At 75.1% G+C, this 24815-nt stretch carries 25 protein-coding genes and 1 tRNA gene; 13 read left to right on the top strand and 13 right to left on the bottom strand.

Going from position 1 to position 24815, the window contains the following annotated elements; genetic code table 11:
* Positions 1 to 4 precede the first annotated feature (4 nt).
* The 7 genes from SM418_RS12635 to SM418_RS12605 all read right to left on the bottom strand — a co-directional run bounded on the left by SM418_RS12635 (position 5) and on the right by SM418_RS12605 (position 6768).
* On the bottom strand, positions 5 to 1840 hold the full coding sequence (locus SM418_RS12635) for an MFS transporter (RefSeq protein WP_371942074.1): 1836 nt from the start codon (positions 1838 to 1840) through the stop codon (positions 5 to 7).
* 248 nt (positions 1841 to 2088) lie between these two features.
* Positions 2089 to 2433 (bottom strand): TraR/DksA family transcriptional regulator, encoded by a 345-nt coding sequence (locus tag SM418_RS12630; RefSeq protein ID WP_371942073.1) that lies wholly within the window; start codon positions 2431 to 2433, stop codon positions 2089 to 2091.
* Between the two features lie 137 nt (positions 2434 to 2570).
* Positions 2571 to 3119, bottom strand: a complete 549-nt coding sequence (locus SM418_RS12625; protein ID WP_371942072.1) for a TrmH family RNA methyltransferase — start codon at positions 3117 to 3119, stop codon at positions 2571 to 2573.
* Entirely contained in the window at positions 3116 to 3730 is a 615-nt protein-coding gene (locus tag SM418_RS12620) for a class I SAM-dependent methyltransferase (RefSeq protein WP_371942071.1), read from the bottom strand. The genes SM418_RS12625 and SM418_RS12620 overlap by 4 nt, the downstream gene beginning before the upstream one ends.
* A gap of 61 nt (positions 3731 to 3791) precedes the next feature.
* Positions 3792 to 4739 carry a VWA domain-containing protein gene (locus SM418_RS12615; RefSeq protein WP_371942070.1) on the bottom strand — a complete coding sequence of 316 codons (948 nt, stop codon included), beginning with the start codon at positions 4737 to 4739 and terminating at the stop codon, positions 3792 to 3794.
* A complete protein-coding gene (locus tag SM418_RS12610; protein ID WP_371942069.1) occupies positions 4736 to 5755 on the bottom strand; it encodes a DUF58 domain-containing protein in 1020 nt (339 codons plus the stop codon). Before SM418_RS12610 ends, SM418_RS12615 begins: the two co-directional genes overlap by 4 nt.
* Positions 5752 to 6768, bottom strand: a complete 1017-nt coding sequence (locus SM418_RS12605; protein ID WP_371942068.1) for an AAA family ATPase — start codon at positions 6766 to 6768, stop codon at positions 5752 to 5754. The genes SM418_RS12610 and SM418_RS12605 overlap by 4 nt, the downstream gene beginning before the upstream one ends.
* A gap of 204 nt (positions 6769 to 6972) precedes the next feature.
* On the opposite strand from SM418_RS12605, the gene SM418_RS12600 reads away from it, so the two are divergent.
* Both SM418_RS12600 and SM418_RS12595 read left to right on the top strand, forming a co-directional pair.
* Positions 6973 to 7773, top strand: a complete 801-nt coding sequence (locus tag SM418_RS12600) for a hypothetical protein (protein WP_371942067.1) — start codon at positions 6973 to 6975, stop codon at positions 7771 to 7773.
* A gap of 77 nt (positions 7774 to 7850) precedes the next feature.
* A complete protein-coding gene (locus tag SM418_RS12595) occupies positions 7851 to 8489 on the top strand; it encodes a LysE family translocator (protein ID WP_371942066.1) in 639 nt (212 codons plus the stop codon).
* 57 nt (positions 8490 to 8546) lie between these two features.
* Here the strand turns inward: SM418_RS12595 and SM418_RS12590 are convergent, their stop codons facing one another.
* Both SM418_RS12590 and SM418_RS12585 read right to left on the bottom strand, forming a co-directional pair.
* A complete protein-coding gene (locus tag SM418_RS12590; protein ID WP_371942065.1) occupies positions 8547 to 8831 on the bottom strand; it encodes a hypothetical protein in 285 nt (94 codons plus the stop codon).
* Positions 8832 to 8958: 127 nt separating this feature from the next.
* On the bottom strand, positions 8959 to 9900 hold the full coding sequence (locus tag SM418_RS12585) for an alpha/beta hydrolase (protein ID WP_371942259.1): 942 nt from the start codon (positions 9898 to 9900) through the stop codon (positions 8959 to 8961).
* A gap of 133 nt (positions 9901 to 10033) precedes the next feature.
* Here SM418_RS12585 and SM418_RS12580 point away from each other — a divergent pair.
* Positions 10034 to 10106, top strand: a tRNA-His gene (locus SM418_RS12580).
* A 101-nt stretch (positions 10107 to 10207) separates the two neighbouring features.
* On the opposite strand, the gene SM418_RS12575 is transcribed toward SM418_RS12580, so the two are convergent.
* The 3 genes from SM418_RS12575 to SM418_RS12565 all read right to left on the bottom strand — a co-directional run bounded on the left by SM418_RS12575 (position 10208) and on the right by SM418_RS12565 (position 11835).
* On the bottom strand, positions 10208 to 10576 hold the full coding sequence (locus SM418_RS12575; protein WP_371942064.1) for a DUF4180 domain-containing protein: 369 nt from the start codon (positions 10574 to 10576) through the stop codon (positions 10208 to 10210).
* Positions 10569 to 11030: a helix-turn-helix domain-containing protein gene (locus tag SM418_RS12570; RefSeq protein WP_371942063.1), complete on the bottom strand. Its 462-nt coding sequence runs from the start codon at positions 11028 to 11030 to the stop codon at positions 10569 to 10571. The genes SM418_RS12575 and SM418_RS12570 overlap by 8 nt, the downstream gene beginning before the upstream one ends.
* An 82-nt stretch (positions 11031 to 11112) precedes the next feature.
* Positions 11113 to 11835: a TetR/AcrR family transcriptional regulator gene (locus SM418_RS12565; protein ID WP_371942062.1), complete on the bottom strand. Its 723-nt coding sequence runs from the start codon at positions 11833 to 11835 to the stop codon at positions 11113 to 11115.
* A 97-nt stretch (positions 11836 to 11932) separates the two neighbouring features.
* On the opposite strand from SM418_RS12565, the gene SM418_RS12560 reads away from it, so the two are divergent.
* The 10 genes from SM418_RS12560 to SM418_RS12515 all read left to right on the top strand — a co-directional run bounded on the left by SM418_RS12560 (position 11933) and on the right by SM418_RS12515 (position 24021).
* Entirely contained in the window at positions 11933 to 12907 is a 975-nt protein-coding gene (locus tag SM418_RS12560; protein WP_371942061.1) for an ATP-binding cassette domain-containing protein, read from the top strand.
* Complete coding sequence (locus SM418_RS12555; protein WP_371942060.1) at positions 12904 to 13743, top strand: ABC transporter permease; 840 nt, start codon at positions 12904 to 12906, stop codon at positions 13741 to 13743. Before SM418_RS12560 ends, SM418_RS12555 begins: the two co-directional genes overlap by 4 nt.
* Positions 13744 to 13903: 160 nt before the next feature.
* Positions 13904 to 15133 (top strand): hypothetical protein, encoded by a 1230-nt coding sequence (locus SM418_RS12550; RefSeq protein ID WP_371966069.1) that lies wholly within the window; start codon positions 13904 to 13906, stop codon positions 15131 to 15133.
* Positions 15134 to 15218: 85 nt separating this feature from the next.
* Positions 15219 to 15986 carry a response regulator transcription factor gene (locus SM418_RS12545; protein WP_371945600.1) on the top strand — a complete coding sequence of 256 codons (768 nt, stop codon included), beginning with the start codon at positions 15219 to 15221 and terminating at the stop codon, positions 15984 to 15986.
* Positions 15987 to 16030: 44 nt separating this feature from the next.
* The gene (locus SM418_RS12540) at positions 16031 to 17473 is read left to right on the top strand and encodes a sensor histidine kinase (protein WP_371945601.1); all 1443 of its coding nucleotides are present in this window, start codon (positions 16031 to 16033) and stop codon (positions 17471 to 17473) included.
* Positions 17474 to 17586: 113 nt separating this feature from the next.
* A complete protein-coding gene (locus SM418_RS12535) occupies positions 17587 to 18870 on the top strand; it encodes a bifunctional glycosyltransferase family 2/GtrA family protein (RefSeq protein WP_371945602.1) in 1284 nt (427 codons plus the stop codon).
* Complete coding sequence (locus SM418_RS12530) at positions 18867 to 21056, top strand: ArnT family glycosyltransferase (RefSeq protein ID WP_371945603.1); 2190 nt, start codon at positions 18867 to 18869, stop codon at positions 21054 to 21056. Before SM418_RS12535 ends, SM418_RS12530 begins: the two co-directional genes overlap by 4 nt.
* A 17-nt stretch (positions 21057 to 21073) precedes the next feature.
* Positions 21074 to 23149, top strand: coding sequence for an ArnT family glycosyltransferase (locus tag SM418_RS12525; protein WP_371945604.1), 2076 nt, complete (start codon positions 21074 to 21076; stop codon positions 23147 to 23149).
* Positions 23150 to 23231: 82 nt separating this feature from the next.
* The gene (locus SM418_RS12520; protein WP_371945605.1) at positions 23232 to 23531 is read left to right on the top strand and encodes a 4a-hydroxytetrahydrobiopterin dehydratase; all 300 of its coding nucleotides are present in this window, start codon (positions 23232 to 23234) and stop codon (positions 23529 to 23531) included.
* Positions 23532 to 23538: 7 nt separating this feature from the next.
* On the top strand, positions 23539 to 24021 hold the full coding sequence (locus SM418_RS12515) for a TIGR00725 family protein (protein WP_371945606.1): 483 nt from the start codon (positions 23539 to 23541) through the stop codon (positions 24019 to 24021).
* Here the strand turns inward: SM418_RS12515 and SM418_RS12510 are convergent.
* Positions 24018 to 24809 carry an SDR family NAD(P)-dependent oxidoreductase gene (locus SM418_RS12510; protein ID WP_371945607.1) on the bottom strand — a complete coding sequence of 264 codons (792 nt, stop codon included), beginning with the start codon at positions 24807 to 24809 and terminating at the stop codon, positions 24018 to 24020. The genes SM418_RS12515 and SM418_RS12510 overlap by 4 nt on opposite strands.
* Between the last annotated feature and the right edge of the window lie 6 nt (positions 24810 to 24815).

Genomic DNA, 24815 nt, shown 5'->3' with positions numbered 1-24815 from the left:
CCGGTCAGGCCGGCAGGCGCCGCATTTTGAGGGCGTTGTCGGTGCGGGTCATCGTCCGTCCGTCGGGCGCGGTCTGGACGCGTTCGTGCTCGCCGCTGAGCAGCACCTCCCATTCGCCTTCCGGGAGGCCGAGGGACTTCAGGACCTCGTCCGCGGTGGGCAGGTGGACGTGCGGGTGGGCGTCGGGGTCCCAGGGCGGCGGGCCGGCGTGCCCGGCGATGAACAGGGTGCCGCCGGGCGCGACGGCCCCGGCGGCGGAGCGCAGGATGGCCTCGCGCGGCATGCCCTCGGCGGGCGAGTGCAGGAACAGGGCGGTGACCAGGTCGTAGGCCCCTTCGGGGAAGGACGTGGCGAGGTCGTGGCGCTGCCAGTCGACGCGGTCGGCGACGCCCGCGTCGGCCGCGTGGCGCGCGGCGCGGTCGAGGGCGGTGCGGGAGATGTCGGTCGCGGTGACGCGCCAGCCCTGCCGCGCGAGCCAGATGGCGTCGGCGCCCTCGCCGCAGCCGAGGTCCAGGGCGGTTCCCGGCCCGAGGCCGCTGATCTCTTGGACGAGGATGGTGTTGGGGTCGCCGCTCCAGACGTGGTCGTGCTCGGCGTAGCGGGCTTCCCAGAACTCTTCGTTGCTCATGCTGTCGTCCATGCCCCGATGATGCGCCGATGGTCCGCGAGCCGGCGAATCGGGTTGCCGTTCCGGCAAAACGAGGAGCGTCGCGGCGGCGACGGCGGGGACCGCGGCGAGGGCGTAGCAGAGCGGCAGGGGCAGCGCGTCCAGGAGGACGCCGGTCGCCGCGGTCCCGCCGGCCGCGCCGAGGTTCAGCGCGGTGTTGACCCAGGCCGCCGCGCGGTTCCGCGCGGCGGGCGGCGCGGTCGCGTCGGCGACCAGGTAGGCGGTGGTCAGGGCCGGGCCGATGAACAGCCCGGCGGCGCAGGCCGCCACGGCCAGCACGAGGACGGACGGTGAGAGGCCCGCGGCGGCCAGTGCGACGCCCAGCGGGCAGAGGAGGGCGGCGAGGCGGCGGCGTCCGGGCGCGGAGCGGCTCAGCGCGCCGTAGGCGAGGCCGCCGAGGGTGCTGCCGACCGCGAGGGCGGCCTCGACCCAGGCGACCGCCGCGGGCTGGTGGTGGCGCTGTGCGAACGCGACGGCCAGCAGACCGGTCGAGCCGAGCACGACGCCGGTGGCCGCGGCGGCGAGGGAGGGGCCGATCGGGAGCGCCCGGACCCGGGGTTCCCGGCGGCGGGACGGCGGCCGCGGCCGCACCGCCGGAGAGGTGATCAGCCCGAGGGTGCCGGCGCCCACGAGGACGGCGCTGAGCGCGATGCCGAGGGACGGTGAGGCGACCGCGGCCAGCAGCCCGGCCAGGAGCGGCCCGGTGACGAAGAGGAGTTCCTCGCAGACGGTGTCGAGGCTGTAGGCGCGCCGGAGCAGTGGCCCGTCCGGCAGGAGGACGTTCCACAGCGTCCGCATCACCACCCCCAGCGGCGGCATGGTGGCACCGGCCGTGGCCGTCAGGATGGCCAGGATCGGGAGCGGCGCGCCGGGGCGCCAGGTGAGGGCGGCGAGGGCGGCGAGCGCGAGGGAGTAGGCGGCGGCCATCGGCGGCAGGGCGCGGCGCGGGCCGTGCCGGTCGATGAGCCCGGCGCGGAACGGCGCCGGCACGGAGACGGTGAGGCCGAGCAGGGCCATGAGTCCGCCCGCCTGCGTGTAGGAGCCGGTCGCGGTGGTGAACGCCAGTATCAGGGACAGGGGGAGCGTTCCGTAGGACAGGCGTCCCAGGAGTGCGAGGGCGAAGGTGCGGGAGGCGTGCGGAGCGCGCAGGACGGCCGCGTACGACGGTGTCATGGGGGGTGTTCCTCGGGGAGGCCCTCGAAGGGGCGGTTTACGGGGACGCCGAAAGCCGCCGCCGCGAGTGCGGCGGCGGGGGCGTCCTACGCGTATATGAGGAACTGCACGGGATGGATCGTAGCGCGCCCGTCAGATGCTGGCGAGGGCCCAACCGCCGGGGGACCGGCAGGCATTGGGGAGGCCCTGGCCTTCCCCACCATGCCCTGCTCGATGGGACGGACCAGGATCGTCCGCGGTGGGCGCCGTCACCGTCGTCGTTGCTGGCAGCCCACGCAGCGGCGTGCGTACGGGATGATCTCCAGGCGGCCTTCGGGGACGGGTTCGCGGCAGTCCTCGCAGCTGCCGTAGGCGCCCTGGTCCAGGCGGAGGAAGGCGGCGTCGATCTCCTCCAGGTTGCCCTGGAGGGTGCCGCGGCGGGCCATGGCGGCCTCGTCGGGGGCGTTCTCGCCTTCGAGGAGCCCGAGTTCAGCGAGGTGGGTCCGGCGCTCCCGCTCCAGCAGCTCGCGGGCCCGCCGGGCCGCCGCGCCGCCCGGCGGGTGGCCACCGAGGGCATCGCCGGCCGTGCCGTTGACCGCGCTGTTGACCGTCATCGCAAGGGGCTCCCTTCGGTCGCCGGGGAAAATGCGTGGCGAACGTCCACCATGCGGCAAGGGGGCGCGGCCCGCCATGGGGCGCGGCACCCATTTGCGGGGGGTGGCCTGGTGCAGGGTGCGGGGCGGGTCCGGGGTCAGGCGCTCCATTCGCGGCGGCGGGCCTCGGCGAGGGCGATGGCGGTGGCGACGGCGACGTTGAGGGACCCGACGCGTCCGATCTGCGGAATGTAGGTGACGGCGTCGGCGGCGGCGAGGAGGGCGGGGGAGCAGCCGTGGTCCTCGCCGCCGACGGCGAGGCAGACGTCGCCGTCCAGGGGCGCGTCGTGCAGGGGGACGGCGTCGGCGGTGAGTTCGACGGCGATGAGGCGCAGGCCCTCCTTGCGGATCGCGGCGGCGGCCTCGGCGGCCGATCCGGCGTGCTCCCAGGGGACGAGGCGGTCGGTGCCGAGGGCGGTCTTGGCGACGCCCCGGTGGGTGGGGGGAGTGGCGTTGCCGGCGAGCCAGAGGTGTTCGACGCCGAACACGGCGGCGCTGCGGATGATCGAGCCCATGTTGAACGGCTGGGTGACGGACTCGACGAGCAGGCCGAGGCGGGCGCCGGTGCGGCGGCGCCAGTCGCGGTTGAGGCGCTTGACGTCGGTGGCGCGCAGCTGCCGGCGGCCGGCCGCGGGGTCTGTGGTCATCGAGCGGGGCCTTCCGTACGGGACGAGACGCGCAGGACTCGGTAGGCGGACCGGGAGGCGATCCGCTCGGTGGGGAAGCCCTGGCCGGTCAGCCACCGCTGGAGGGAGTCGGAGCCGAGGTGCTTCTGGACGACGAGGTGGGCGAGGCCGCCGGGGGTGAGGCGGGGGAGCCAGGCGAGGAGGAGGTCGTGCAGGGCGGCCTTGCCGATGCGGATCGGGGGGTTCGACCAGAGCGCGGCGAAGCGCAGCCCGGGGTCGATCTCGTCCACCAACCTGAACCTTACATTGTCAAGGCCCGCGGTGTTGGCATTACCCTCAGCCATTTCCAATGCCCGCCGATTAACGTCAACACCCCAAACAATCGCCGAAGGCGAACGCTTGGCCATGGTGAGGGCGATGGGACCGTACCCGCAGCCGAGGTCGAGGAGGTCGCCGTCCTGCGGGGGCGGGGGGACCGTCTCCAGCAGGACGCGGGTGCCGGGGTCGACGCGGTCGGGGGAGAAGACGCCGCTGTCGGTGTCGAGCCGCAGGTGCAGGTCGGGCAGGACGAGGTCGACGGTGCGGCGCCGGCTGGCGGCTCCGGGCCGCTCGGCGAAGTAGTGATCCCCCACGTCCGCCGACGGTATCAGTGCCCGCGCGGCGCGAAGACCCGGTCAGGGCGGGGCCCGCCGCTCAGGGCAGGCGGGCGAACCAGACGAGGGAGACGCCGCCGGCTGCGAAGGCGAACAGCAGGGCGATGCCGATGTAGCGGGCGGCGACGTCGCGGTGCTCGATCTTGAAGCCGAGAGAGCTGCCGATGTTGCCGTAGACGTCCTCGAGCTGCCCGGCGTCGGCGGCCTCGTAGGCCTTGCCCTCGGTGCTGTCGGCGAGGGTCTTCAGCGTCTCCTTGTTGACCGAGACGCTGGTGGTCTCGCCTTCGATGTCGACGGTGCCGTAGGGGGTTCCGAAGGCGATGGTGGAGACGGGGATGTGGGCGAGGCGGCTGGCGTCGACGGCCTCCTGGACGGAGCGTCCGGTGGTGTTGTCCCCGTCGGACAGCAGGACGATGTGGGCGGGCGGCGGGTCCTGGCGGGCGTCGGCGTCGAAGGACTGGACGGCCTGCAGGGAGGTGAAGACGGCCTCGCCGATGGCGGTGCGCTTGGCCATCACCAGCTGGTCGAGGGAGGCGATGGCGGCCTCCCGGTCGGCGGACGGCGCGGCGACGAGGTTGGCGTTGCCGGCGAACGCGACGACGCCGACGTTGAAGCGCCGGGGCAGGTCGCCGATGAACTTCTTGGCGGCGGCCTTGGCCGCGTCGAACCGGCTGGGCGAGACGTCCCTGGCCATCATCGACAGCGAGACGTCCACGGCGACCATGATGGTGGCGCGGTCGCGGGGGACCTTGACCGAGCTCGCCGGCCGCGCGAACCCGACCATCATCAACGTGATCATGACGAGGAACAGGATGGCGGCGACGTGCCGGCGCCAGCCCGGCCGCCTGGGGGCGACCTGGGACAGCAGCGCCAGGTTGGTGAAGCGGACGGCGTACCGCCGGCGGCGCAGCTGCATCAGCAGGTAGGCGGCGGCCAGCAGCGGCAGGAGGCCGAGGAGCCAGAGGCGTTCGGGTGACAGGAAGGTCATGGGCGCACTCCCGCGGTGGAGACGGGCCGGCCTGCGGCGCGGCGCTGGCGGAGGGCGAAGCGTGCGACGTCGGCGATCCAGTCGCGGTCGGTGCGCAGGACCAGGTGGTGGGCGCCGCTGCGGCGCAGAGCGGCCCGGGTGCGCTCGCGCTGGGCGGCGGCCTCTGCGGCGTACCGTTCGCGGACGCGGCGGCTGAGCACGATCTCGTGGACGGCTCCGGTCTCGGGGTCGGCCATCTCGACGAGTCCGACGTCGGGGAGGTCGAGTTCCCGGGGGTCGATGATCTCGATGGCGAGGACCTGGTGGCGGGCGGCGAGGCGGCGCAGCGGGCGTTCCCAGCCGGGCCGGCCGTGCGGTCCGTCCGCGGGGTCGTCGCCGTCGGGGGCGAGGAAGTCGGAGATGATCACGCGGAGGCCGCGGCGGGTCTGGCCACGGTCGAGGGAGGTGACGGCGGCGGCGAGGTCGCGGGGCGGGGCAGCGCGGCGGGCTCCGGCGCCGTCGTTGACGGACTGGGCGTCCATGACGGCGTGGAGGAGGGCGTACATGGCGGCCTTGCCGGTGCGGGCGGGCCAGCGGCGCATGCCGTCGGCGTGCAGGAGGTAGGCGCCGACGCGGTCGCCGAGGCGGACGGTGAGGAAGCCGACGGCGGCGAGGGCGGCGACCGCGAGGTCGCGTTTGATGAGTGTCTCGGTGCCGAAGTCCATGCTGGGGGTGAGGTCGACGAGGGCCCAGGCTTCGAGTTCGTGGTCGGCGATGAGGTCGCGGACGTGGGGGGTGGTGGTGCGGGCGGTGACGGCCCAGTCCATGTGCCGGACGTCGTCCTCGCCGGGCTGGTAAAGGCGGGCTTCGGCGAGTTCGGTGCCGGGGCCGGGGATGAGGCCGAGGTGCTCGCCGTTGAGGAGGCCGTCCAGGCGGCGGGTGACCTGGAGTTCGAGGCGGCGCAGCGTGCGTTCGGGGGCGAGGTGGGTCAGTTTGCCGCTGCGCCGGTGCCGGGCGTAGGTGCGCCTGCCGGTCATGCGGTGGTCACCGCCGCCGCTCCGTGGTTCCAGACGACGCGGGGCGGGGGGACGGCGGCGAGGATCTGGGCGATGACGTCGCCGGGGTCGATGCCGTCGGCGAGGGAGTCGAAGGTGAGGACGAGGCGGTGGGACATGACGTCGCGGGCGACGGCGCGGACGTCGTCGGGCAGGACGTAGTCGCGTCCGGCCAGCAGGGCGAGGGCGCGGGCGGCGGAGGCGAGGCCGAGGGTGGCGCGGGGGCTGGCGCCGATCTCGATGACGCCGCGCAGGTCGGGCAGGCGGTACTGGTCGGGTTCGCGGGTGGCCATGACGAGCCGGACGATGTAGTCGGCGATGAGTTCGTGGACGGAGACCTCTTCGGCGGCGCGCTGGAGTCCGGCGAGGTGGTCGGTGTCGAGGATCCGGGCGGCTTCGGGCGGGTCGACGCTCATCCGCTGGAGGATCTGGAGTTCCTCGTGGGCGGCGGGGTGGCGGACGTCGATCTTCATGAGGAAGCGGTCGCGCTGGGCCTCGGGGAGGGGGTAGACGCCTTCGGACTCGATGGGGTTCTGGGTGGCGAGGACGATGAAGGGGCGGGGGAGGGGGTAGGTGTTGCCGCCGAGGGAGACCTGGCGTTCGGCCATGACCTCCAGGAGGGCGGACTGGACTTTGGCGGGGGCGCGGTTGATCTCGTCGGCGAGGATGAAGTTGGCGAAGACGGGGCCGAGTTCGACGTCGAACTGTTCGGTGGAGGGGTGGTAGATGCGGGTGCCGACGATGTCGGAGGGGACGAGGTCGGGGGTGAACTGGAGGCGGGCGAAGGTGCCGCCGACGACGCGGGCGAGGGTGCCGACGGCGAGTGTCTTGGCGACGCCGGGGACGCCTTCGATGAGGCAGTGGCCGCGGGCGAGGAGCGCGACGATCATGCGTTCGACCATGTGGTCCTGGCCGACGATGACCTTCTTGACCTCGGTGAGGGTGTTCTGCAGGAGGGCCGCGGCCTCGTCGACGTCGGTGGCGGCGATGGTCATGGTGGGAGTCCCCTCGCTGTCCCTGGTGGGCCTGTCCGGCGTGTACCGGGTGGGCGCGTTACGACCCTACGCGATCACTTGTACCCGTTCGCTCGGGATACGTGCGCGCGGGCGTTGATCGGTTCGGCGGCGGGCCTGGTCCGGGCCGGGGCGGGGTGGCGGTCCGGGGCCCGGTCGTAAGGCGTGGTTGTTAGTGTTGCGGCCATGTCGAGGCCGTTGCCGCCGGGGGATCCCGTCCAGTTGGGGCCGTTCCGTTTGTCGGCGCGTTTGTCGGAGTCCGCCGCCGGGATCGTGTTCCTGGGGGTGGACGGTGAGGGCCGGCGCGCGAGTGTGGCGGTGCTGAACCGGGGTGCGGCGGGGGACGCGGCGGCGCGGGGCCGGTTCCGTGCGGCGATCAACGCGGCGGTGCCGGCGGCGGGGGGTGTGCCGGGCCGGGGTCCGGGGTCCGCCGGGGCGGCGGGTGAGGGGTCGGGTGAGGGGTCGGGCGGGGCGGCGCCGGTGGTGGCGGCGCAGCCGGACGGTCCGGCGCCGTGGGTGGCGACGTTGTACGAGGCCGATCGGGTGGGGGCGGAGCGGTTTCTGGAGCCGGTGGTGTTCCAGGGGTCGGGGCGTGCGTGGTGGGGCGGGCGGCGTGGTCCGCAGTTCCAGCCGTATTGGCTGGGGTCGGGGGATCCGGCGCTGGAGGGGCCGCCGCGGCCTGTGCCGCCGGGTGCGGCCGGGGTGGGGGAGCGTCCGCCGGACCGGAATCTGGTGGCGGCGATCGTGGGTCTGGCCGCGGCGCTGGTGGTGCTGGCGTTGCTGCTGGGGGTGCTGTTCGCGTGCCAGCCGGTGGTGAAGGAGCCGCCGCCTCCGCCGCCGGAGCCGACCCCGTCGTTCCGTCAGCCGTCGCAGTCGCCGGTGCCGACGACGCCGTCTCCGTCGCCGACGCGGGCGCCGTCGACGCCGAGCCCGGCGCCGTCCCAGACGGGGTCGGGTGGTGGCGGGAGCGACGGGGCGCCGCTGTAGCGGGTGTCGCGGCGGGTCGTGCGGGGCGCGGGTGAATTGCGTTGTGCGGTGTGGTGCCGGGTGGAGATCATGGGCGGATGATGGGAAGTCTGCTGGCGTTCGTGGGCGCGGCGATGCTGATCGCGATGGCGCCGGGTCCGAGCACGGTTGTGATCATGCGGCAGTCGATGCTGTCGGGGCGGCGGGGCGGGCTGGCGACGGTGTTGGGCAACGAGACGGGTGTGCTGGTGTGGGGGGTGGCGGCGGCGGTGGGCCTGTCGGCGCTGCTGTCGGCGTCGCGGCTGGCGTATGAGGGGTTGCGGGTGGCGGGTGCGGTGGTGCTGGTGTGGTTCGGGGTGCGGGCGTTGTGGCATGCGCGGCGGGGCGGCGGGTCCGGTGGTGCGGAGCGGGAGGTGGTGGAGGGGGGTTCGAGGTTGTCGGGGTGGCGGTGTTACCGGCTGGGGTTGGTGACGAATTTCGCGAATCCGAAGGCGGGGGTCTTCGCGGTGTCGTTTCTGCCGCAGTTCGTGCCGGATGGGTGGCCGGTGGCGTGGGTGCTGGTGGGGTTCTCGGTGCTGTGGGCGTTGATCGACTTGGTGTGGTACGCGGCGGTGGTGTGGTTGGTGGGGGCGGCGCGGCGGCTGCTGGGGCGTCCGGTGGTGCGGCGGCGGCTGGACCAGGTGTCGGGGGTGGTGCTGGTGGGTCTGGGTGTGCGGCTGGCGGCCGAGGCGCGCTGATCGGGGCGGGTGGTCCGGCGCGTTTTCGTGATCCGGTTCAGACGGGTTCAGACGGGTTCAGACGGGTTCGGAGGGGTTGAAGCGGGGCCGGGCGTGCGGGGTGAGAGCGTGGGTGCCGGTCTCGCGGAGCCAGCGCTTCTCCCTGGCGGCGGCCGTTTCGTGGTTGCCGGAGGGGCCGCCGGGGGTGTCCTCGGCGGTGCGGGCGATGTGGCAGGCTTGCTCGTCGCCGGTGTCGAGGACGTGTTTGACGTAGTGGGGCGGCCAGTGCAGGAGTATGCGGCGGCCGCAGGTGGGGCAGGCCCATTCCTCCAGCCCGGACTCTTCGGTCCGGACCATCCCCATTTCGTGCGTCCTGTGCAAGACGGTGTCCTCCTCGCCCGTCGGAGGGGGCCGGCATTGGGGTTGTGATTCTGTGATTTCCCACGTCAAGCCGGTTAAACGGCGGAGGCAAGTGTCTTTAAGGTCCCTGTCAAGGGGCCTGGTCGCCGTGGGGGGCGCGGGTGAGGGCGCGGTGGACGGCGGCGCCGATCTCGGCGACGGCCTCGGCCGGGCGGCGCGCGAACGCGCCCCAGCCGAGGAAGCCGTGGTCGAGGCCGGTGCCGGTGATGAGGGTGACCGGGACGCCGGCGCCCGAGAGCCGGGTGGCGTGGTGTTCGGCCTGGGGGCGCAGCCGGTCGTGTTCGGCGGTCGCGATGACGGCCGGGGGGAGCGTGGCGGGGTCGGGGTCCAGCAGGGGTGAGACGTCGGGGCGGGTGCGGTCGGTGTCGCGCAGGTAGGCGCGCAGGGCGCGGGCCACGCCGGAGCGGGGGTGTTCCAGTCCGTCGGGGTCGGGCGGGGTCGGTGGGACGTCCCGGAGGTCGAGCGCCGGGTAGAGCAGTACCTGCAGGACCGGTCGCGCGGGTCCGGGGGCGCGCAGGAGTCCGGCGGCCGCGGCGGCGAGCTGCCCGCCCGCGCTGTCGCCGGCGACGCCGATGCGGGCGGTGTCCAGGCCGAGGGCGGGGGCGTTGCGGACGGTCCAGCGGAGGGCGGCGACCGCGTCGTCGAGCGCGGCGGGGAAGGGGGCCTCGGGCGGCCGCCGGTACCCGACCGACACCCAGGCGACGCCGCTTGCGACGGCGAGGGCCCGCACGACGGGGTCGTAGGAGTCGACGTCGCCGAGGACCCATCCGCCGCCGTGGAAGTACACCAGCGCCGGGGCGGGGCCCTCCCATGCGGGCCGGTACAGGCGTGCGGGCAGCGGGCCCGCCGGGCCGTCGACGGTCAGGTCCTGGACGGTGTCGACGGGTGGGCGCGGGGACCGGGCGAGGTCGGCGGCGTGCTGGTGCCGGGCGTCCTCCACCGTCTCGCCGGGTGCGGCGGGTTCGGCGAGGCGGCGGCGCAGGAACGCCAGGTACTGCGGATCGCGGCCCATCACGCTCTTGAGCCTACGGCCTGGGAACCGGCCGGGGCCGCGGGTGTCGGCGGCGCGGTTGCGGTGCTGTGTGAGCAGGCGGAAAACCCGTTGCGGCGGTGGCGCGGCCGGGGCACTCTGAGTCGGGTGGGCGGGCGCCGCGGCCCGGCGGTCCGGGCGGCGGGCGGTGAAACCGCCGCGTGTGGGTTCGAGTCCCACCGGCGTCTCCGGTCCCGTCCCCGCTGTCACCCTGGGGACGGGACCCCGTGCTCGCGGAGCCGGACGGCGACCGCCTCGATGAGGCCGTCCGCGGCGTCGCCGTTCATGATCAGGCGGCCCGGCGGAGCCGGTCGTCCAGGGCTTGCAGGTCGGGGACGAACCACACGTGACCGGCCGCGTTCGACTCCCGCACCAGGGCGGCGAGCGCCGGGCTGGCGGCCGTCAGCGGGGCGATGTCGCCGACCACCGCGAGCCGCACCCGGTAGTTGACGAACTTCTGCATGATCTCCCCGGCGAACCGGGTGCCCAGCGTGAAGAACCGCTCGTCCAGCCGGGACACCGGCACCGCCACGACGTCGGCGCCGAGGTAGGTCGCGCCGATCAGGTCCAGCGCGTCCTGCTCGGTCGTGATGAGGGGGCCGTCCGGGTCGCATACCAGCACGGACGTCCCGGCCCGTTCCTGGATCGCGTCAGCCATCGCCGTGCTCCCCCTCCAGCAGCCCGTTGTCCAGCAGGCCGTTGTCCCCGCCGATCACCGCATCCAGCAGGCGCAGCACGTCCGCGGTCTCCGCGGGCCCGCCCAGAATGACGATCTTCAACCGGTTCCTCTCCTCGTCGTGGACGATCTGGAGGCGCAGCGACCGGGCCGGGTCTCGGGTGTTCGCGCCCGCCTGCACCAGCGTCGCCAGCCGTCCGGCGGCCTCGCGCCCGACCCCGTCGACGTGCACGATGCTCGACACCTCGATCGCCGCCGCGGCCGGGCCCGGCGGGGGTCGCCCGGTCAGCGCCTCCAGGTCGGCGCGTGCGACCCGGTACTGCTTGCCGATCCGCACCGCGTTCAGGCGCCCGTCCCGGATGTAGCCGCGCACGGTCCGCACGTGCAGCCCGAGCAGCCCGGCCACCTCGTCCACGGAGTACATTTTCTCCTCCATCACTCCCTAAAGTAACGCATATAGGGAGTGATGGGGAATTTTGTGGAGCTGATCGGGGCGAGCGGCTGCGTGGGGCGTGGCGTCAGGGGGTGGGGAGGGCGCCGGCTATGCGGTCCAGGACGTGGTTCAGGCCGTAGCGGAACTGCTGCTCGGGCGTCATGTGGGGGAGCCGCGCGTCCTTCACGATGCGTTCGAACATCGGGTACCTGCCGGTGTCGAGGAGTTCGCGGACGTAGGGGCCGCTCTCGGTCATCCAGCGTTCCGGCGTCATCCCGCTCTGGCGCATCTCCCGCGTCCACTCGATCTCGCCGCGCACGACGCGTTCGACGTAGCCGTTCAGCATGTCCAGCAGGATCAGCATCTCGTCGACGGGGATCCCGACGTCCAGGGCGCCGAACGCGAACTCCAGCAGCCGCAGGCGGTTGGGGCCGTAGCTGGCGCGGGACCGGTGCAGGCCCGCCAGCCACGGGTGCCGCAGCCACATCTCCCGGGTGTTCTCCGCGATCAGGGTCAGGTCGGCGCGCCAGTCCCCGGAGGGGCGGTCGGGGATCTCGCGCACCAGCAGGACGCTGTCGACCATCAGGTCCAGCAGGTCGTCGCGGGAGGGGACGTAGCGGTACAGCGACATCGCGCCGGTGCCGAGGTCGGCGGCGATGCGGCGCATGGAGGCGGCGTCCAGGCCGTCGGCGTCGGCGATGCGGATCGCCGCCTCGGTGATCTGGGCGCGGCTGTAGGCGGGGCGCGGCCCCCGGCCCTGCCGTTCGGGGATCGACCAGATGCTGACCTGCCGTTCGCCGCCTGCCACCGGACCTCCTGTTCGACGCCTGTCCGAGCATCCTAGTTGCGTACGTCGTACCCAGTTGTCTACCGTGGATGCGTACACCGTACCCAGAGGAGGCAGTGTGGCGAACGAACCGATCGTGGTGGCCGAGGCGCTGCGCAAGCGCTACGGCACCACCCAGGCCCTGGACGGCCTCGACCTCGCGATCCCCGCCGGGACCGTCTGCGGGGTCCTCGGCCCGAACGGCGCGGGCAAGACCACCGCCGTGCGGATCCTCGCGACGCTGGCCGACGCCGACTCCGGGCACGCCCGCATCGCGGGGTACGACGTCGCCCGGCACCCCGACCGGGTCCGCGCCCTCATCGGGCTCGCCGGCCAGCACGCCGCCGTGGACGAGAAGCTCACCGGACGCGGCAACCTGCGCATGTTCGGCCGCCTGTACCACCTGTCCCGGCGCGAGGCCCGGCGCAGGGCCGACGAACTGCTGGAGCGGTTCGGCCTGATGGACGCCGCCGACCGGCAGGTGGCCGGCTACTCCGGCGGGATGCGCCGCCGCCTCGACCTGGTCGCCAGCCTGATCCTGCGGCCCGAGGTGCTGTTCCTGGACGAGCCGACCACCGGCCTGGACCCCCGCAGCCGCGGCGAGATCTGGGACGCCGTCCGGGCCCTGGTCGCCGACGGCACCACCGTCCTGCTCACCACCCAGTACCTGGACGAGGCCGACCGCCTCGCCGACGCCATCGCCGTCATCGACCACGGCCGCGTCATCGCCACCGGCGCCCCCGACGAGCTGAAGGCCTCCATCGGCGACCGCCTCGACGTCGTCCTGGACGACCCCGCCCTGGCCGGCGCCGCCGCCGACGTCCTGCACACCCTCGCCGGCGCCTACCCGGCCCTGGACGGCGCCCGGCTCTCGGTCCCGCTGCCCGCCGGGTCCGTCCGGCTCGCCGACGTCGTCCGCGAACTCGACCGCGCCGGCGTCACCGCCGCCGACGCCCGGCTGCGCCGCCCCACCCTCGACGAGGTGTTCCTGCGCCTCACCGGCGAGGGTGCCCGCGAGGGCGCCCGCGAGCAGGAGAAGGAGACCGTCCGATGATCGCCCCCGCAACCAGCGTGACCGCCCCCGCCACGGGCGCCGGGCGCCTGCGCTGGACCATCGCCGACGGCCTCACCCTCGTCGGGCGCGAACTGTCGCGGATCCGCCGGCAGCCCGGCGAACTCGTCGCCGCGCTGATCTTCCCCGCCATCATGGTCGTGCTGTTCGGCTACGTGTTCGGCAGCGCGATCGGCGTCCCCGGCGGCGGCGACTACCGCGAGTACCTGATGCCCGGCCTGTTCGCCATGGTCACCTTCACCTCCACCATGGCCGTCACCATGCGAGTGGCCGGCGACGCCTCCCGCGGCGTCATGGACCGGTTCCGCTCCATGCCGATGGCGCGCTCCGCCGTCCCGTTCGGGCAGACCGGCGCCGAGCTCCTCAACGGCGTCCTCGGCATGGCCGTCATGGCCGGTGTCGGGCTGCTGGTCGGGTGGCGCGCGCACCACGGGATCGCGCCCACCGTCGAGGCGTTCGCCCTGCTGGCGCTGATGCGGTACGCGCTGAGCTGGGCCGGCTGCTACCTGGGCCTCATGGTGGGGAACGAGCAGACCGCCGACCAGCTCATCCCGCTGGTGTTCCCGGTCACGATGCTGTCCAACGCCTTCGTTCCGACCGGCGGAATGCCGAAGGCGCTCCAGGTCGTCGCCGAGTGGAATCCCGTCAGCGCCCTCACCGCCGCCTGCCGCGACCTGTTCGGCAACCCCGGCGCCCCCGCCGGGGACACGGCCTGGCCCCTGGCCCACCCCGTCGCCGCGACGCTCGGCTGGTCGGTCCTGCTGCTGGCGCTCTTCGTCCCGCTGTCGGTGCGGACCTACCGGCGCCGCGGCCGCTGACCGCCGGAACCCGTGGCCCGCGGCCGGTGAGCCGCGGGCCACAGGGCCGCCGAGGACCCGCCGCCACCGCGATCGGCCCTCCATCCGCGCAGTCGAGCCGCGCCGACGGTCCGACGTAACCGGACGCCGTCCGGGGGAGTGACAGCGCCGAACGGAAGTTATGGTGATTTGGGGGCGGATCGCGATCGCGACGAGGGGCGAGGCCGTGCAGGACAAGGACCAGCAGCAGGACAACGGGCTCGCCGAGCGGGCCGGGCGGGCCGACCGGGCCGCCGCCGAGCGGCTGGAGGAGATCTGGGACGGGCTGGCCCCGGCCGCCGCGTCCGCCGCGCGGCTGGCCGCCCAGGCCGGGGAACCGTTCCGCGACGCCGCCCGGGACGCCGCCGCGCTCGCCGCGACCCGGATCCTGGAGCAGGTGTCCGGTACGCCCGCCATGCGGGCGATCGAGCAGGCCGCCCGGGACGCCGCCGTCCGCGCCGCGCGCGGCGCCGCCGAACGGGCCGTCACCGAGGCCCGCGCCGCCGCGGCCGCCAACCCCGCGACCGCCGGCGCGTTCGAGGCGGCGACCGCCGCGATGCTCCTCGCCGAGCAGGCCGCGCAGCACCCCATGGCGGTCGCCGCGCGCCGCCTCGCCGTCCGCAGCCAGCTGGCCCGCGCCGCGACCGCGACCGCCCTGGACGTCGCCGGGCGCACCGCGTCCGCGCCCGTCGTGCAGGCCGCCACCAAGGCCGTCGTGGACGCCGCGATCGACACCGTCGCCGAGGCCGCCGTGGACGCCGCCATGATCGCCGGCCGCGACGTCGTCGCCCGGGTCGTCCGCGAGACCGCCGAGCAGGCCGCCCGCGACCTCGCCGCCGCGCTGCGCGACACCGCCCGCGACACCGGGCTGGCCGGCGACCTGGCGCCCCTGGCCGGCGCGGCCCGCGGCCTGGCCGCCCGCGCAGCCGGGGCCCCGGCCGCCCGGGCGGCCGGGGACCTGCTCACCGCCGCGCGGGGCAGCGCGCTCGCCCGCACCGCCCGCGACCTGGCCGCGCGCGCCGCGGCCGGCGCCGCCACCGCCGCCATGGAGGCCGCGCTGCGCGAGCTGCTCCGCGACGCGCTCAGGCTCGCCATGAAGGAGCAGCTGCGCGGCATGATCCTGGACGTATCCCGCGACGTCGTCCTGGACGTCGCCAAGACCACCTGGACCACCGCAACCCGCCCCGGGCCCGTGAAGGCCACCGTCGTCGTCGAGACCCGCACCGGGACCGGGACGGGCGGCGAGAAGGCGGCCGACGGGACGAGCCAGGACACGGCCGGCGGTGCAGGCGAGGAGACCGGCGAGGAGACCGGCGACGTGTGGGCCGAGGTCACCGCCGAGGTCACCGTGGAACCGCCGCCCGGCTCCTGAACCGCCGCTCAGAAGATCCTGAGAGAAGCATGAGAAACGCCGTCCGGTGAACGGGCCGCCCACCGGCACTGTTTACGGTGAGTGCATGGAGGCCGGCACCCGGGGAAGCGCGCCCGCGCGGATACTGGTCGTGGACGACGAGCCCGCCGTCCGCGAGTCGCTGTCCAGCAGCCTGGAGTTCGAGGGGTACCGGGTCGCCGCGGCCGCCGACGGCGTCATGGCCCTCGACCAGGTCGAGCGCGAGACCCCCGACCTGGTCGTGCTGGACGTCCTCATGCCGAGGATGGACGGCCTGACCACCTGCCGCCGGCTGCGCGCCCTCGGCGCCACCATGCCGGTGCTGATGCTCACCGCCCGCGACATGGTCGGCGACCGCGTCACCGGCCTGGACGCCGGCGCCGACGACTACCTCGCCAAGCCGTTCGAGCTGGACGAGCTGCTGGCCCGCGTCCGGGCCCTGCTGCGCCGCACCGCCATGAACGCCGCGATGAACACCGCCATGAACACCGAACTCGAAGCCGGCCCCGCCGGGGCCCGCCGCGAGGACGTGCTGGTCTTCGACGACCTGCGCATGAACACCGTCACCCGCGAGGTCACCCGCGCCGGCAAGCCCGTCGAGCTGACCCGCACCGAGTACATGCTGCTGGAGATGTTCCTGTCCCACCCCCGGCAGGTCCTCACCCGCGAGCAGATCCTGGAGACCGTCTGGGGGTTCGACTTCGAACCCGCCTCCAACTCCCTGGACGTGTACGTGATGTACCTGCGGCGCAAGACCGAGGCCGGCGGGCTGCCGCGGCTCGTGCACACCGTCCGCGGAGTCGGATACGTGCTGCGGACGGCGGCGTCCCCATGAACCGCCGGGCGCCCGCGCCCCCTCCCGGAGCGACCAGGGCCCCGATGGCCCGGCGGCTCACCCTGCGCGCCCGCATGGCGCTGCTCACCGCGGCGGCCGTCGCGCTCGCCGTCGCCGCCTGCGCCAGCGCCGGATGGCTCCTCACCCGCAACCAGCTGTACCAGGAGCTGGACCGGCGCCTGGCCGTCACCTCCGGCGGCCCGCCCGGCGGACCCGGCCACGACGGGCCGTTCCGCGGGCCGCGGATCGCCGGGCAGTTCGAGGACGCCCTCGCCCACTGCTCGCAGACCCCCGCCGGGAGCGCGAACCCGCCGCCCGGCCCCTACGAGATGGTGCAGCTGGTCAACGCCGACGGGCGCCGCTGCACCGTGCCCGGCGCCGGGGCCCTGGAGGTCACCGCCGCCGACGCCGAGGTCGCCCGCGGCGAACGCGGCTTCGTCTACCACGACGGCGCCGGCGTCACCCCCGCCGGCGCCGCCGACCACGTCCGCGTCCTCACCCGGTCCTTCCGCGCCGCCGACGGCACCACCGCCGCCGTCTCCTACGCCATCTCCCTCGACGAGGTCGAAGGGCCGCTGGAGAACCTCGCGCTGCTGCTCACCGCCGTCACCGCCCTCGGCGTCCTGGTGTCCGCCGGCGCCGGCCTCATGATCGCCCGCGCGGCGCTGCGGCCGGTGGACGAGCTGACCGGCGCCGTCGAGCACATCGCCCGCACCGAGGACCTCGACACCCGCATCCCCGAGGAGGGCACCGACGAGATCGCCCGGCTCAGCCGCTCCTTCAACACCATGACCACCGCGCTGGCCGCCTCCCGCGAGCACCAGCAGCAGCTCATCGCCGACGCCGGGCACGAGCTGCGCACCCCCCTCACCAGCCTGCGCACCAACATCGACCTGCTGCTGCGCTCGGAGGCCACCGGCCGCGACCTGCCCCCGGCCGCCCGCCACAACCTGCTCGTCAGCGTCAAGGCCCAGATGCGGGAACTGTCCAGCCTGGTCGGGGACCTCCTCGAACTCGCCCGGCCCGCCGAGGCCGAACCCGTCCACGAGACCGTCCCGATGCACGACGTCGTCGCCCGCGCCGTGGAACGCGCCCGGCTGCGCGGCCCCGGCCTCACCGTCGAGTCCGACGCCGGCCCCTGGTACGTTCTCGGCGACCCCGCCTCCCTGGAACGCGCCGTCGTCAACCTCCTCGACAACGCCGTCAAGTTCAGCCCGCCCGGCGGCACGGTCACCGTCCGCCTCGCCGGCGGCGAGCTGACCGTCCGCGACCACGGCCCCGGAATCCCCGCCGCCGACCTCCCGCACGTGTTCGAGCGGTTCTGGCGATCCCCGTCCGCGCGGAGCCTGCCCGGCTCCGGGCTCGGCCTGTCCATCGTCGCCCGCGTCGTCGCCGAGTCCGGCGGGCGCGTCGCCCTCGAACCCGCGCCCGGCGGCGGCACCCTCGCCCGCGTCCACCTCCCCGGCACCCCCGCACCCCCCGACTGACGCTGGTCGACGCCGGCCCGCGAACCCGTCGCGGGCCCCGCCGCCGGTGATTCTCATGCCGCGTTAATCGGTGCCTCACCGGCTTCCCACACCCGCCGCCGAACCTCGGTTCCATGAGTCACCTCATCACCGAACGGGGCACGCCCGCCGCGCCGCCGCCGTCCCCGCACGGACACGGGGGTCGGGGACGGCTGGTCGAGGTGGTCGTCCCCGTCCACAACGAGGAACGCGTCCTGGCCGCGAGCGTGGAACGCCTGCACGCCTATCTCGCCGGGACGTTCCCCTACCCGTTCCGCATCACCGTCGCCGACAACGCCAGCACCGACGCCACCTGGTGGATCGCCGAGGATCTGGCGGCGCGGCTCCCGCGCGTGCGGGCCGTCCGGCTGGAGGAGAAGGGACGCGGCCGGGCGCTGCGGCACGTGTGGGGCACCAGCGACGCCGACGTCGTCGCCTACATGGACGTCGACCTGTCCACCGACCTGGACGCGTTCCTGCCGCTGATCGCCCCGCTCGTCTCCGGGCACAGCGACCTGGCCATCGGCTCCCGCCTCACCCGCGGCTCCGCCGTCGTCCGCGGGCCCCGCCGCGAGGTCATCTCCCGCTGCTACAACCTGCTGCTGCGCACCGCCCTCGCCGCCCGCTTCACCGACGCCCAGTGCGGCTTCAAGGCCGCCCGCACCGAGATCGTGCAGGCGCTGCTGCCGGAGGTGGAGGATGAGGCGTGGTTCTTCGACACCGAGCTGCTGCTGCTCGCCGAGCGCGGCGGCCTGCGCATCCACGAGGTCCCCGTCGACTGGGTCGACGACCCCGACTCCCGCGTCGACGTGCTGCGCACCGCCCTGGACGACCTGCGCGGCATGGCCCGCGTCGCCCGCCGCATCCTCACCGGCGGTTTCGGCGCCCCCGCCGTCCGCCGCCGGCCCGCCGTCGAGCTGCCCGCCGGGATGCGGCGGCAGCTTCCCGCCTTCGCCGTCATCGGCGTCATCAGCACCATCGCGCAGCTCGTCCTGTTCGTCCTGCTGCGCCTGGTCACCGGGCCGCTGTCGGCGAACGCGGTCTCCCTGGTCATCACCACGGTCGCCAACACCGCCGCCAACCGGCGCTTCACCTTCGGCGTCACCGGGACCCGCGACGCGTTCCGCCACCAGCTCGAAGGCGGCGCCGCGTTCCTGCTCGGCCTCGCCCTCAGCACCGGCGGCCTCGCGCTGCTGCACGCCGCCGCGCCCGGCGCGTCCCGCGCCGTCGAGATCGCCGCGCTCGTCACCGCCAACGCCGTCGCCACCCTGGTCCGGTTCCTGCTGATGCGCGCCTGGATCTTCCACCCGCGCCGCAGCACCGGAGGCGGCGGCCGCGTCCCCGCGGCCGGGGAGAGCACCGAAGGGACACCGTCATGACCGCCACCGCCCCCGCGCCCGCCGGCGAGCGGGCCCCGGCCGCGTCCGGGCGCCTGCGAAGGCTGCTCCTCGGACCCGACCACGACCCCCGCTGGGCCCGGCCCGCGCTGTGGGCCGTCCTGATCGCCGCGGCGCTGCTGTACGGGTGGGGGCTGTCGGACGCCGGAAACGCCAACACCTACTACTCCGCGGCCGTCAAGAGCGGCACCCAGAGCTGGAAGGCGTTCTTCTTCGGCGCCCTGGACGCCGGCTCCTACATCACCGTCGACAAGCCTCCCATGGCGCTGTGGGTCATGGGGCTGTCGTCCCGCGTCCTCGGATTCGGGACGTGGAGCCTGCTGCTCCCGCAGGTCATCGCGGGCGTCGCCGCCGTCGCCGTCCTGTACGCCACGGTCCGGCGGGCGTTCGGGCACGCCGCCGCCGTCACCGCCGCCGGCGTCCTCGCCCTCACCCCGATCACCGTCGCCATCAACCGCGACAACAACCCCGACACCCTGCTCGTCCTGCTCCTGGTCGCCGCCGCGTGGGCCTGCCAGCGCGCCATCGACACAGGGCGCAACTCCGAGCGCGACACCCAACGCGACACCGGGCATGACACCGGCCACGGCACCGGGCGGCTGCGCTGGCTGCTGCTGGCGGCGTTCCTGGTCGGCTGCGGCTTCAACACCAAGATGCTGCAGGCGTTCCTCGTCGTCCCCGCGTTCGGCCTGGCCTACCTGGTCGCGGCCCGCCCCGGGATCCTCAGGCGGGTGCTGCACCTGCTGGCCGCCGGCGCCGTCCTCGCCGCGTCCTCGCTGTGGTGGGTACTGATCGTCGACCTCGTCCCCGCCCGATCCCGCCCCTACATCGGCGGCAGCACCGACGGCACCGCATGGGACCTGGTCATCGGCTACAACGGCCTCGGCCGCGTCTTCGGCGAGAACGGCGGAGGACCGGGCGGGCGCGGCGGCCCCGGAGGCGGCGGCGGATTCGGCGGGCAGGCCGGCGCCGGACGGCTGTTCAACGACATCCTCGGCGGCCAGATCTCCTGGCTCATCCCGTTCGCCGTCCTCGCCCTGGCCGCCGGGCTCGTCCTGCTGCGGCGCCGCCCGCGCACCGACACCGCCCGCGCCGCGCTGATCCTGTGGGGCGGATGGCTCGCCGTCCACTACGTCATCTTCAGCTTCGCCCAGGGCACCTTCCACCCCTACTACTCCACCGCCATGGCCCCCGCCGTCGCCGCGCTCACCGGCGGCGGAGCCGTCCTGCTGCTGCGGGCGCACCGGCGGTCGGCGGCATGGGCGTGGGCGCTGCCCGCCGGGATCGCCGCCACCGGCGCGTGGGCGTTCGTCCTGCTGGACCGCACCCCCGACTGGCACCCATGGCTGCGGTGGCTCGTCGTCGCCGCCACCGTCCTCGCCGTCGCCGCGCTCCTGGCCGGACGGTTCGTCCGCCGCGCGGGACCCCGCGCCGCCGTCGCGGGTCTCGTGCTCGCCGCGGTCGCGGGCCTGGCCGGGCCCGGCGCCTACGCCGCCTCGGCCGCCTCCACCACGCCCAACGCCACCAACCCGCTGGCCGGGCCCTCCACCGGGAACGGCTTCGGCATGCCCGGCGGGCGCGGCGGGCCGTCGTCCGCTCCGCCGGGCATGCCGTCCGGGCGCCCGGGAGCCATGCCCGGCGGAGCAGGCGGACCCGACGGGCAGGACGGGCCGGGCGGGCAGCGTCCCCCCTGGCAGACCGGAGACCAGAACGGGCCCGGCCAGAACGGCGGCGGGCAGAACGGGCGCGGGCCGCGCATGGGTTCCGGCGGGCCCGGCGGCTTCGGCGGCGGGCCCGGAGGGCAGGCCGACGCGAAGCTGATCAGCTACCTGGAGAAGAACCGGGGCGGCGCCACCTGGCTCGTCGCCGTCTCCAGCGCCCAGGAGGCGTCCTCGATCATCCTGCGGACCGGGCAGCCCGTCATCGCCATGGGCGGCTTCACCGGCAGCGACCCCGCCATGACCGTCGCCAAGCTCCAGCGGTACGTGCAGGACGGCAAGCTCCGCTACATCATGCTCGGCGGCCGCATGGGGCCGGGCGGTGGCGCGGGCTCCGACGTCACCGCCTGGGTCCAGAAGAACGGGACCCCGGTCAGCGCGACCGAGTACGGCTCGTCCTCCGAAACCACCGGCGACACCACCGGCACCGGGCTGTACCGGCTCGGCTGACCCGCAGGAAAGGGCACATGACCTCCACCATCCCGGCCGGCCCGCCCGCGCACCGCACCCCGCGCGGGCGGGGCGGCCTCCCGCGGCGGATCCTGCGCGGCCCCGCCGCCGACCCCGCCTGGGCCCGGCCGGCGCTGCTGGCCCTGCTCGCCGCGACCGCCGTCCTGTACCTGTGGGGGCTGGGCGCGTCCGGGTGGGCCAACGCGTTCTACTCCGCCGCCGTCCAGGCCGGCGCCACCAACTGGAAGGCGTTCCTGTTCGGCTCCTCCGACGCCGCGAACGCCATCACCGTCGACAAGACCCCGGCCGCGCTGTGGCCGATGGCCCTCACCGCCCGCGTCTTCGGCGTCAACTCCTGGAGCATCCTCGTCCCGCAGGCGCTGATGGGCGTCGCGACCGTCGGCGTCCTGCACGCCGCCGTCCGGCGCCGGTTCCCCGCCTGGGCGGCGCTGCTCGCCGGGGCCGCGCTCGCGCTGACACCCGTCGCCGCGCTGATGTTCCGGTTCAACAACCCCGACGCGCTGCTGGTGCTGCTGCTCGTCCTCGGCGCCTACGCGACGATCCGGGCGCAGGAGGACGCGAGCACCCGCTGGCTGCTGCTGGCCGCCGCCTGCGTCGGCACCGGGTTCCTGGCCAAGATGCTGCAGGCGTTCCTGGTCGTCCCCGTGTTCGCGCTGCTCTACCTGGTCACCGCGCCCACGCCCGTCCGGCGGCGGCTGTGGCAGCTGGCCGCGGCCGGGGGAGCGCTGCTGGTGTCGGCCGGGTGGTGGGGCGCCGTGGTCGCGCTGGTGCCCGCGTCGTCGCGGCCCTACATCGGCGGGTCGCAGCACGACTCCGTCCTGGAACTGGCGCTCGGCTACAACGGGCTCGGCCGCCTGAACGGCGACGAGACCGGCGGCCTCGGCAACCTCGACCAGGACGCCGGATGGGGCCGCATGTTCGGGTCCGTCATCGGCGGCCAGATCTCCTGGCTCCTGCCCGCCGCCCTCCTCCTGCTCGCGGCCGGGCTGTGGACGACGCGCCGCGCGCCCCGCACCGACCCCGCCCGCGCCGCGCTGGCGCTGTGGGGCGGATGGCTGCTGCTCACCGCCGCGATCTTCAGCTTCATGCGGGGCATCTTCCACGAGTACTACATCGTCGCGCTGGCCCCCGCGATCGCCGCGCTCACCGGCATGGGCGCCGCGCTGGCGTGGGAACGCCGCCGCACCGCCGAGGGCGCCGCGATCCTGCCCGCGACCGTCGCGGTCACCGCGCTGTGGGCGTACGCGCTCCTCGGGCGGTCCCCGGACTGGCATCCCTGGCTCGCGCCCGCGATCGCCGCCGCCGGGCTCGTCGCGGCGGCCGGTCTCGCGGCGGCGCGGCTGATGCGCGGGCGCGTCCTCGGCGTCGTCGTCGCCCTGGCCGTCCTGTCCGGCCTCGCGGGGCCCGCCGCCTACGCGGCCGAGACGGCCCGGACCCCGCACACCGGCGCGATCGTGACCGCCGGGCCCGCCACGTCCACCGGGCCGGGGCGCGGCGGCCCCGGCGGTCGTCCCGGGCGCGGCGGGCAGGGCGGCTGGAACAGGGGCCCCGCCGCGGGCCCGCCGCCCCAGGGATTCGGGCAGGGTTTCCAGCCGGGCAACGGCCGCGGCCGCATGCCCGCCGGCCCCGGCGGGCCCCAGGGCGGGGGACCGAACGGGGGACCGGGCGGGCGGCCCGGCGGCGGCGGTGGGCCGGGCGGTCTGCTGGACGCCGGTACACCGAGCGGCGCCGTGACGTCCGCGCTGAAGGCGGACGCCGGCTCCTACACCTGGGTCGCGGCGGCCGTCGGGTCCAACACCGCCGCCGGCCACCAGCTCGCCGCGGGCGAGCCGGTGATGGCCGTCGGCGGGTTCAACGGCACCGACCCGGCCCCGACCCTCGCGCAGTTCCAGAGCCTCGTCCGCCGAGGGAGGATCCACTACTTCATCGGGACGGGAGGCGGCGGCATGATGATGCGCGCCCAGAGCGGCAGCGACGCCGCCCAGAAGATCAGCGCCTGGGTCACCGCGAACTTCACCGCCACCACCGTGGACGGCACCGTCCTGTACGACCTGACCTCCGGCGCGGGATGACCGGGCGTGAGGGAGTGGGAAGGGAGCCGGGAGGGGAGTGAAGGAGAGAAGGTCGCCGCCGCCGACGAACAGGGAGTGACCGATGGCCGACACGCTCGACGACACCGCCGTCACCGAGCGCCTGCGCGACCTGCCCGCCTGGGACAGGGACGGCGAGGCGATCCGGCGGCGGGTGACCGCGCCCTCGTTCCTGACCGGGATCGACGTGGTCGCCGACGTCGCCCGCGCCGCCGAGGACGCCGACCACCATCCCGACATCGACATCCGCTGGCGCACGCTGACGTTCACGCTGTCCACCCACAGCGCCGGCGGCCTCACCGGCAAGGACTTCGGCCTCGCCGCCGTGATCGACGAGATCGCGGCCCGGCACGGCGCGGAGTAGCGCCGCCATGGCCGTCCAGGTCGCGGTGTGCGGGCCCGGCGAGTGCACCGAACGCGAATGGGACCACGCCTACGAGACCGGGCGGCTCTTGGCCGGGCGCGGCGCCGTCGTCGTCTGCGGCGGGCTCGGCGGGGTGATGGCCGCCGCCGCGGCCGGCGCCCGCACCGCCGGCGGGACCGTGGTCGGCGTGCTGCCCGCCGCCGACCGCGCCGCCGCCGGGCCCGACCTCACCGTCGCCGTCCCCACCGGCCTCGGGCAGGCCCGCAACAACGTCATCGTCAACGCCGCCGACGCGCTCATCGCCGTCGGCGGGTCCTGGGGGACGCTGTCGGAGATCGCCCTGGCCCTGCGCGCGGGACGGATCCCCGTCGTGCAGCTCGGCGGATGGCGCGTCCTGGACGGCGAGGGGCGGCCCGCCGGCGGGATCGTGCACGCCGCCGACCCGGCCGCCGCCGTCGACGCCACCGGGCTGTGGGACCGGCGCCCCTAGTGGGCGGAGAAGCCGCCGTCCACGAAGATCGACTGCCCGGTGACGTAGCCGGACGCCGCCGACGCCAGGAACACCGCCGCGCCCGCGAAGTCGTCCGCGACGCCGTTGCGGCCGATCATGGTCCGCTCGGCGAGCGCCTTCACCTTCACCGGGTCCGTCGACAGCCGGGCGTTGAGCGGCGTCATCACGAACCCCGGCACGAGCGTGTTGGCGGTGACGCCGCGGCCCGACCACGCCTCGGCCTGCGACCGGGCCAGCGCCACCAGGCCCGCCTTGGACACCCCGTAGGCGCCGCTGGTCACCGACGCGCGGAACGCCTGCTGCGAGGCGATGTGGATCAGCCGCCCGAAGCCGCGCCCGGCCATGCCCGGCCCGAACCGCTGCCCGAGCAGGAACGGCGCGTCCAGGTTCACCGCCATCGTGGCGTCCCACACGTCCGCGCCGAGGTCGTCCATCGGCGGACGCAGATTGACCGCCGCCGCGCTGACCAGGATGTCGGGCTCCCCGAAGGCCGCCGCGGCCTCGTCGGCCGCCTTCGCGACGGCGTCCCGCGAACCCAGGTCGGCGCTGACGGACGCAGCCCGGCACCCGTGCCCCGCCAGCTCGGCGACGGTCGCGGCGAGTTCCGCCTCCCGCCGCGCGATCACCACGACGGACGCGCCGGACCGCGCCAGCGCCACCGCGATCGCCCTGCCGATGCCCGAGCTGCCGCCCGTCACGACCGCGACCCGGCCCTCCAGCGAGAACAGCTCCGACAGGTACGGGACGGGGGACGGCCGGTCGCTCATGACAGT

Origin of the sequence: Actinomadura chokoriensis, from assembly GCF_041463665.1 — a bacterium.
Taxonomy (GTDB): domain Bacteria; phylum Actinomycetota; class Actinomycetes; order Streptosporangiales; family Streptosporangiaceae; genus Spirillospora; species Spirillospora chokoriensis_A.
The sequence above is the reverse complement of the archived record's forward strand: the minus strand, read 5'-3'. Positions and strand labels throughout refer to the sequence as shown.

Excerpts from the sequence above, each read along its gene's own strand:
- SM418_RS12550 (WP_371966069.1), top strand. The coding sequence starts at position 13,904 with ATGGTGATTTGGGGGCGGATCGCGATCGCGACGAGGGGCGAGGCCGTG.
- SM418_RS12585 (WP_371942259.1), bottom strand. The coding sequence starts at position 9,900 with ATGGGCCGCGATCCGCAGTACCTGGCGTTCCTGCGCCGCCGCCTCGCC.
- SM418_RS12555 (WP_371942060.1), top strand. The coding sequence starts at position 12,904 with ATGATCGCCCCCGCAACCAGCGTGACCGCCCCCGCCACGGGCGCCGGG.
- SM418_RS12520 (WP_371945605.1), top strand. The coding sequence starts at position 23,232 with ATGGCCGACACGCTCGACGACACCGCCGTCACCGAGCGCCTGCGCGAC.
- SM418_RS12535 (WP_371945602.1), top strand. The coding sequence starts at position 17,587 with ATGAGTCACCTCATCACCGAACGGGGCACGCCCGCCGCGCCGCCGCCG.
- SM418_RS12625 (WP_371942072.1), bottom strand. The coding sequence starts at position 3,119 with ATGACCACAGACCCCGCGGCCGGCCGCCGGCAGCTGCGCGCCACCGAC.
- SM418_RS12570 (WP_371942063.1), bottom strand. The coding sequence starts at position 11,030 with ATGGAGGAGAAAATGTACTCCGTGGACGAGGTGGCCGGGCTGCTCGGG.
- SM418_RS12630 (WP_371942073.1), bottom strand. The coding sequence starts at position 2,433 with ATGACGGTCAACAGCGCGGTCAACGGCACGGCCGGCGATGCCCTCGGT.
- SM418_RS12635 (WP_371942074.1), bottom strand. The coding sequence starts at position 1,840 with ATGACACCGTCGTACGCGGCCGTCCTGCGCGCTCCGCACGCCTCCCGC.
- SM418_RS12590 (WP_371942065.1), bottom strand. The coding sequence starts at position 8,831 with ATGGGGATGGTCCGGACCGAAGAGTCCGGGCTGGAGGAATGGGCCTGC.
- SM418_RS12545 (WP_371945600.1), top strand. The coding sequence starts at position 15,219 with ATGGAGGCCGGCACCCGGGGAAGCGCGCCCGCGCGGATACTGGTCGTG.
- SM418_RS12530 (WP_371945603.1), top strand. The coding sequence starts at position 18,867 with ATGACCGCCACCGCCCCCGCGCCCGCCGGCGAGCGGGCCCCGGCCGCG.
- SM418_RS12600 (WP_371942067.1), top strand. The coding sequence starts at position 6,973 with ATGTCGAGGCCGTTGCCGCCGGGGGATCCCGTCCAGTTGGGGCCGTTC.
- SM418_RS12575 (WP_371942064.1), bottom strand. The coding sequence starts at position 10,576 with ATGGCTGACGCGATCCAGGAACGGGCCGGGACGTCCGTGCTGGTATGC.
- SM418_RS12595 (WP_371942066.1), top strand. The coding sequence starts at position 7,851 with ATGATGGGAAGTCTGCTGGCGTTCGTGGGCGCGGCGATGCTGATCGCG.
- SM418_RS12525 (WP_371945604.1), top strand. The coding sequence starts at position 21,074 with ATGACCTCCACCATCCCGGCCGGCCCGCCCGCGCACCGCACCCCGCGC.
- SM418_RS12510 (WP_371945607.1), bottom strand. The coding sequence starts at position 24,809 with ATGAGCGACCGGCCGTCCCCCGTCCCGTACCTGTCGGAGCTGTTCTCG.
- SM418_RS12515 (WP_371945606.1), top strand. The coding sequence starts at position 23,539 with ATGGCCGTCCAGGTCGCGGTGTGCGGGCCCGGCGAGTGCACCGAACGC.
- SM418_RS12540 (WP_371945601.1), top strand. The coding sequence starts at position 16,031 with ATGGCCCGGCGGCTCACCCTGCGCGCCCGCATGGCGCTGCTCACCGCG.
- SM418_RS12605 (WP_371942068.1), bottom strand. The coding sequence starts at position 6,768 with ATGACCATCGCCGCCACCGACGTCGACGAGGCCGCGGCCCTCCTGCAG.
- SM418_RS12615 (WP_371942070.1), bottom strand. The coding sequence starts at position 4,739 with ATGACCTTCCTGTCACCCGAACGCCTCTGGCTCCTCGGCCTCCTGCCG.
- SM418_RS12610 (WP_371942069.1), bottom strand. The coding sequence starts at position 5,755 with ATGACCGGCAGGCGCACCTACGCCCGGCACCGGCGCAGCGGCAAACTG.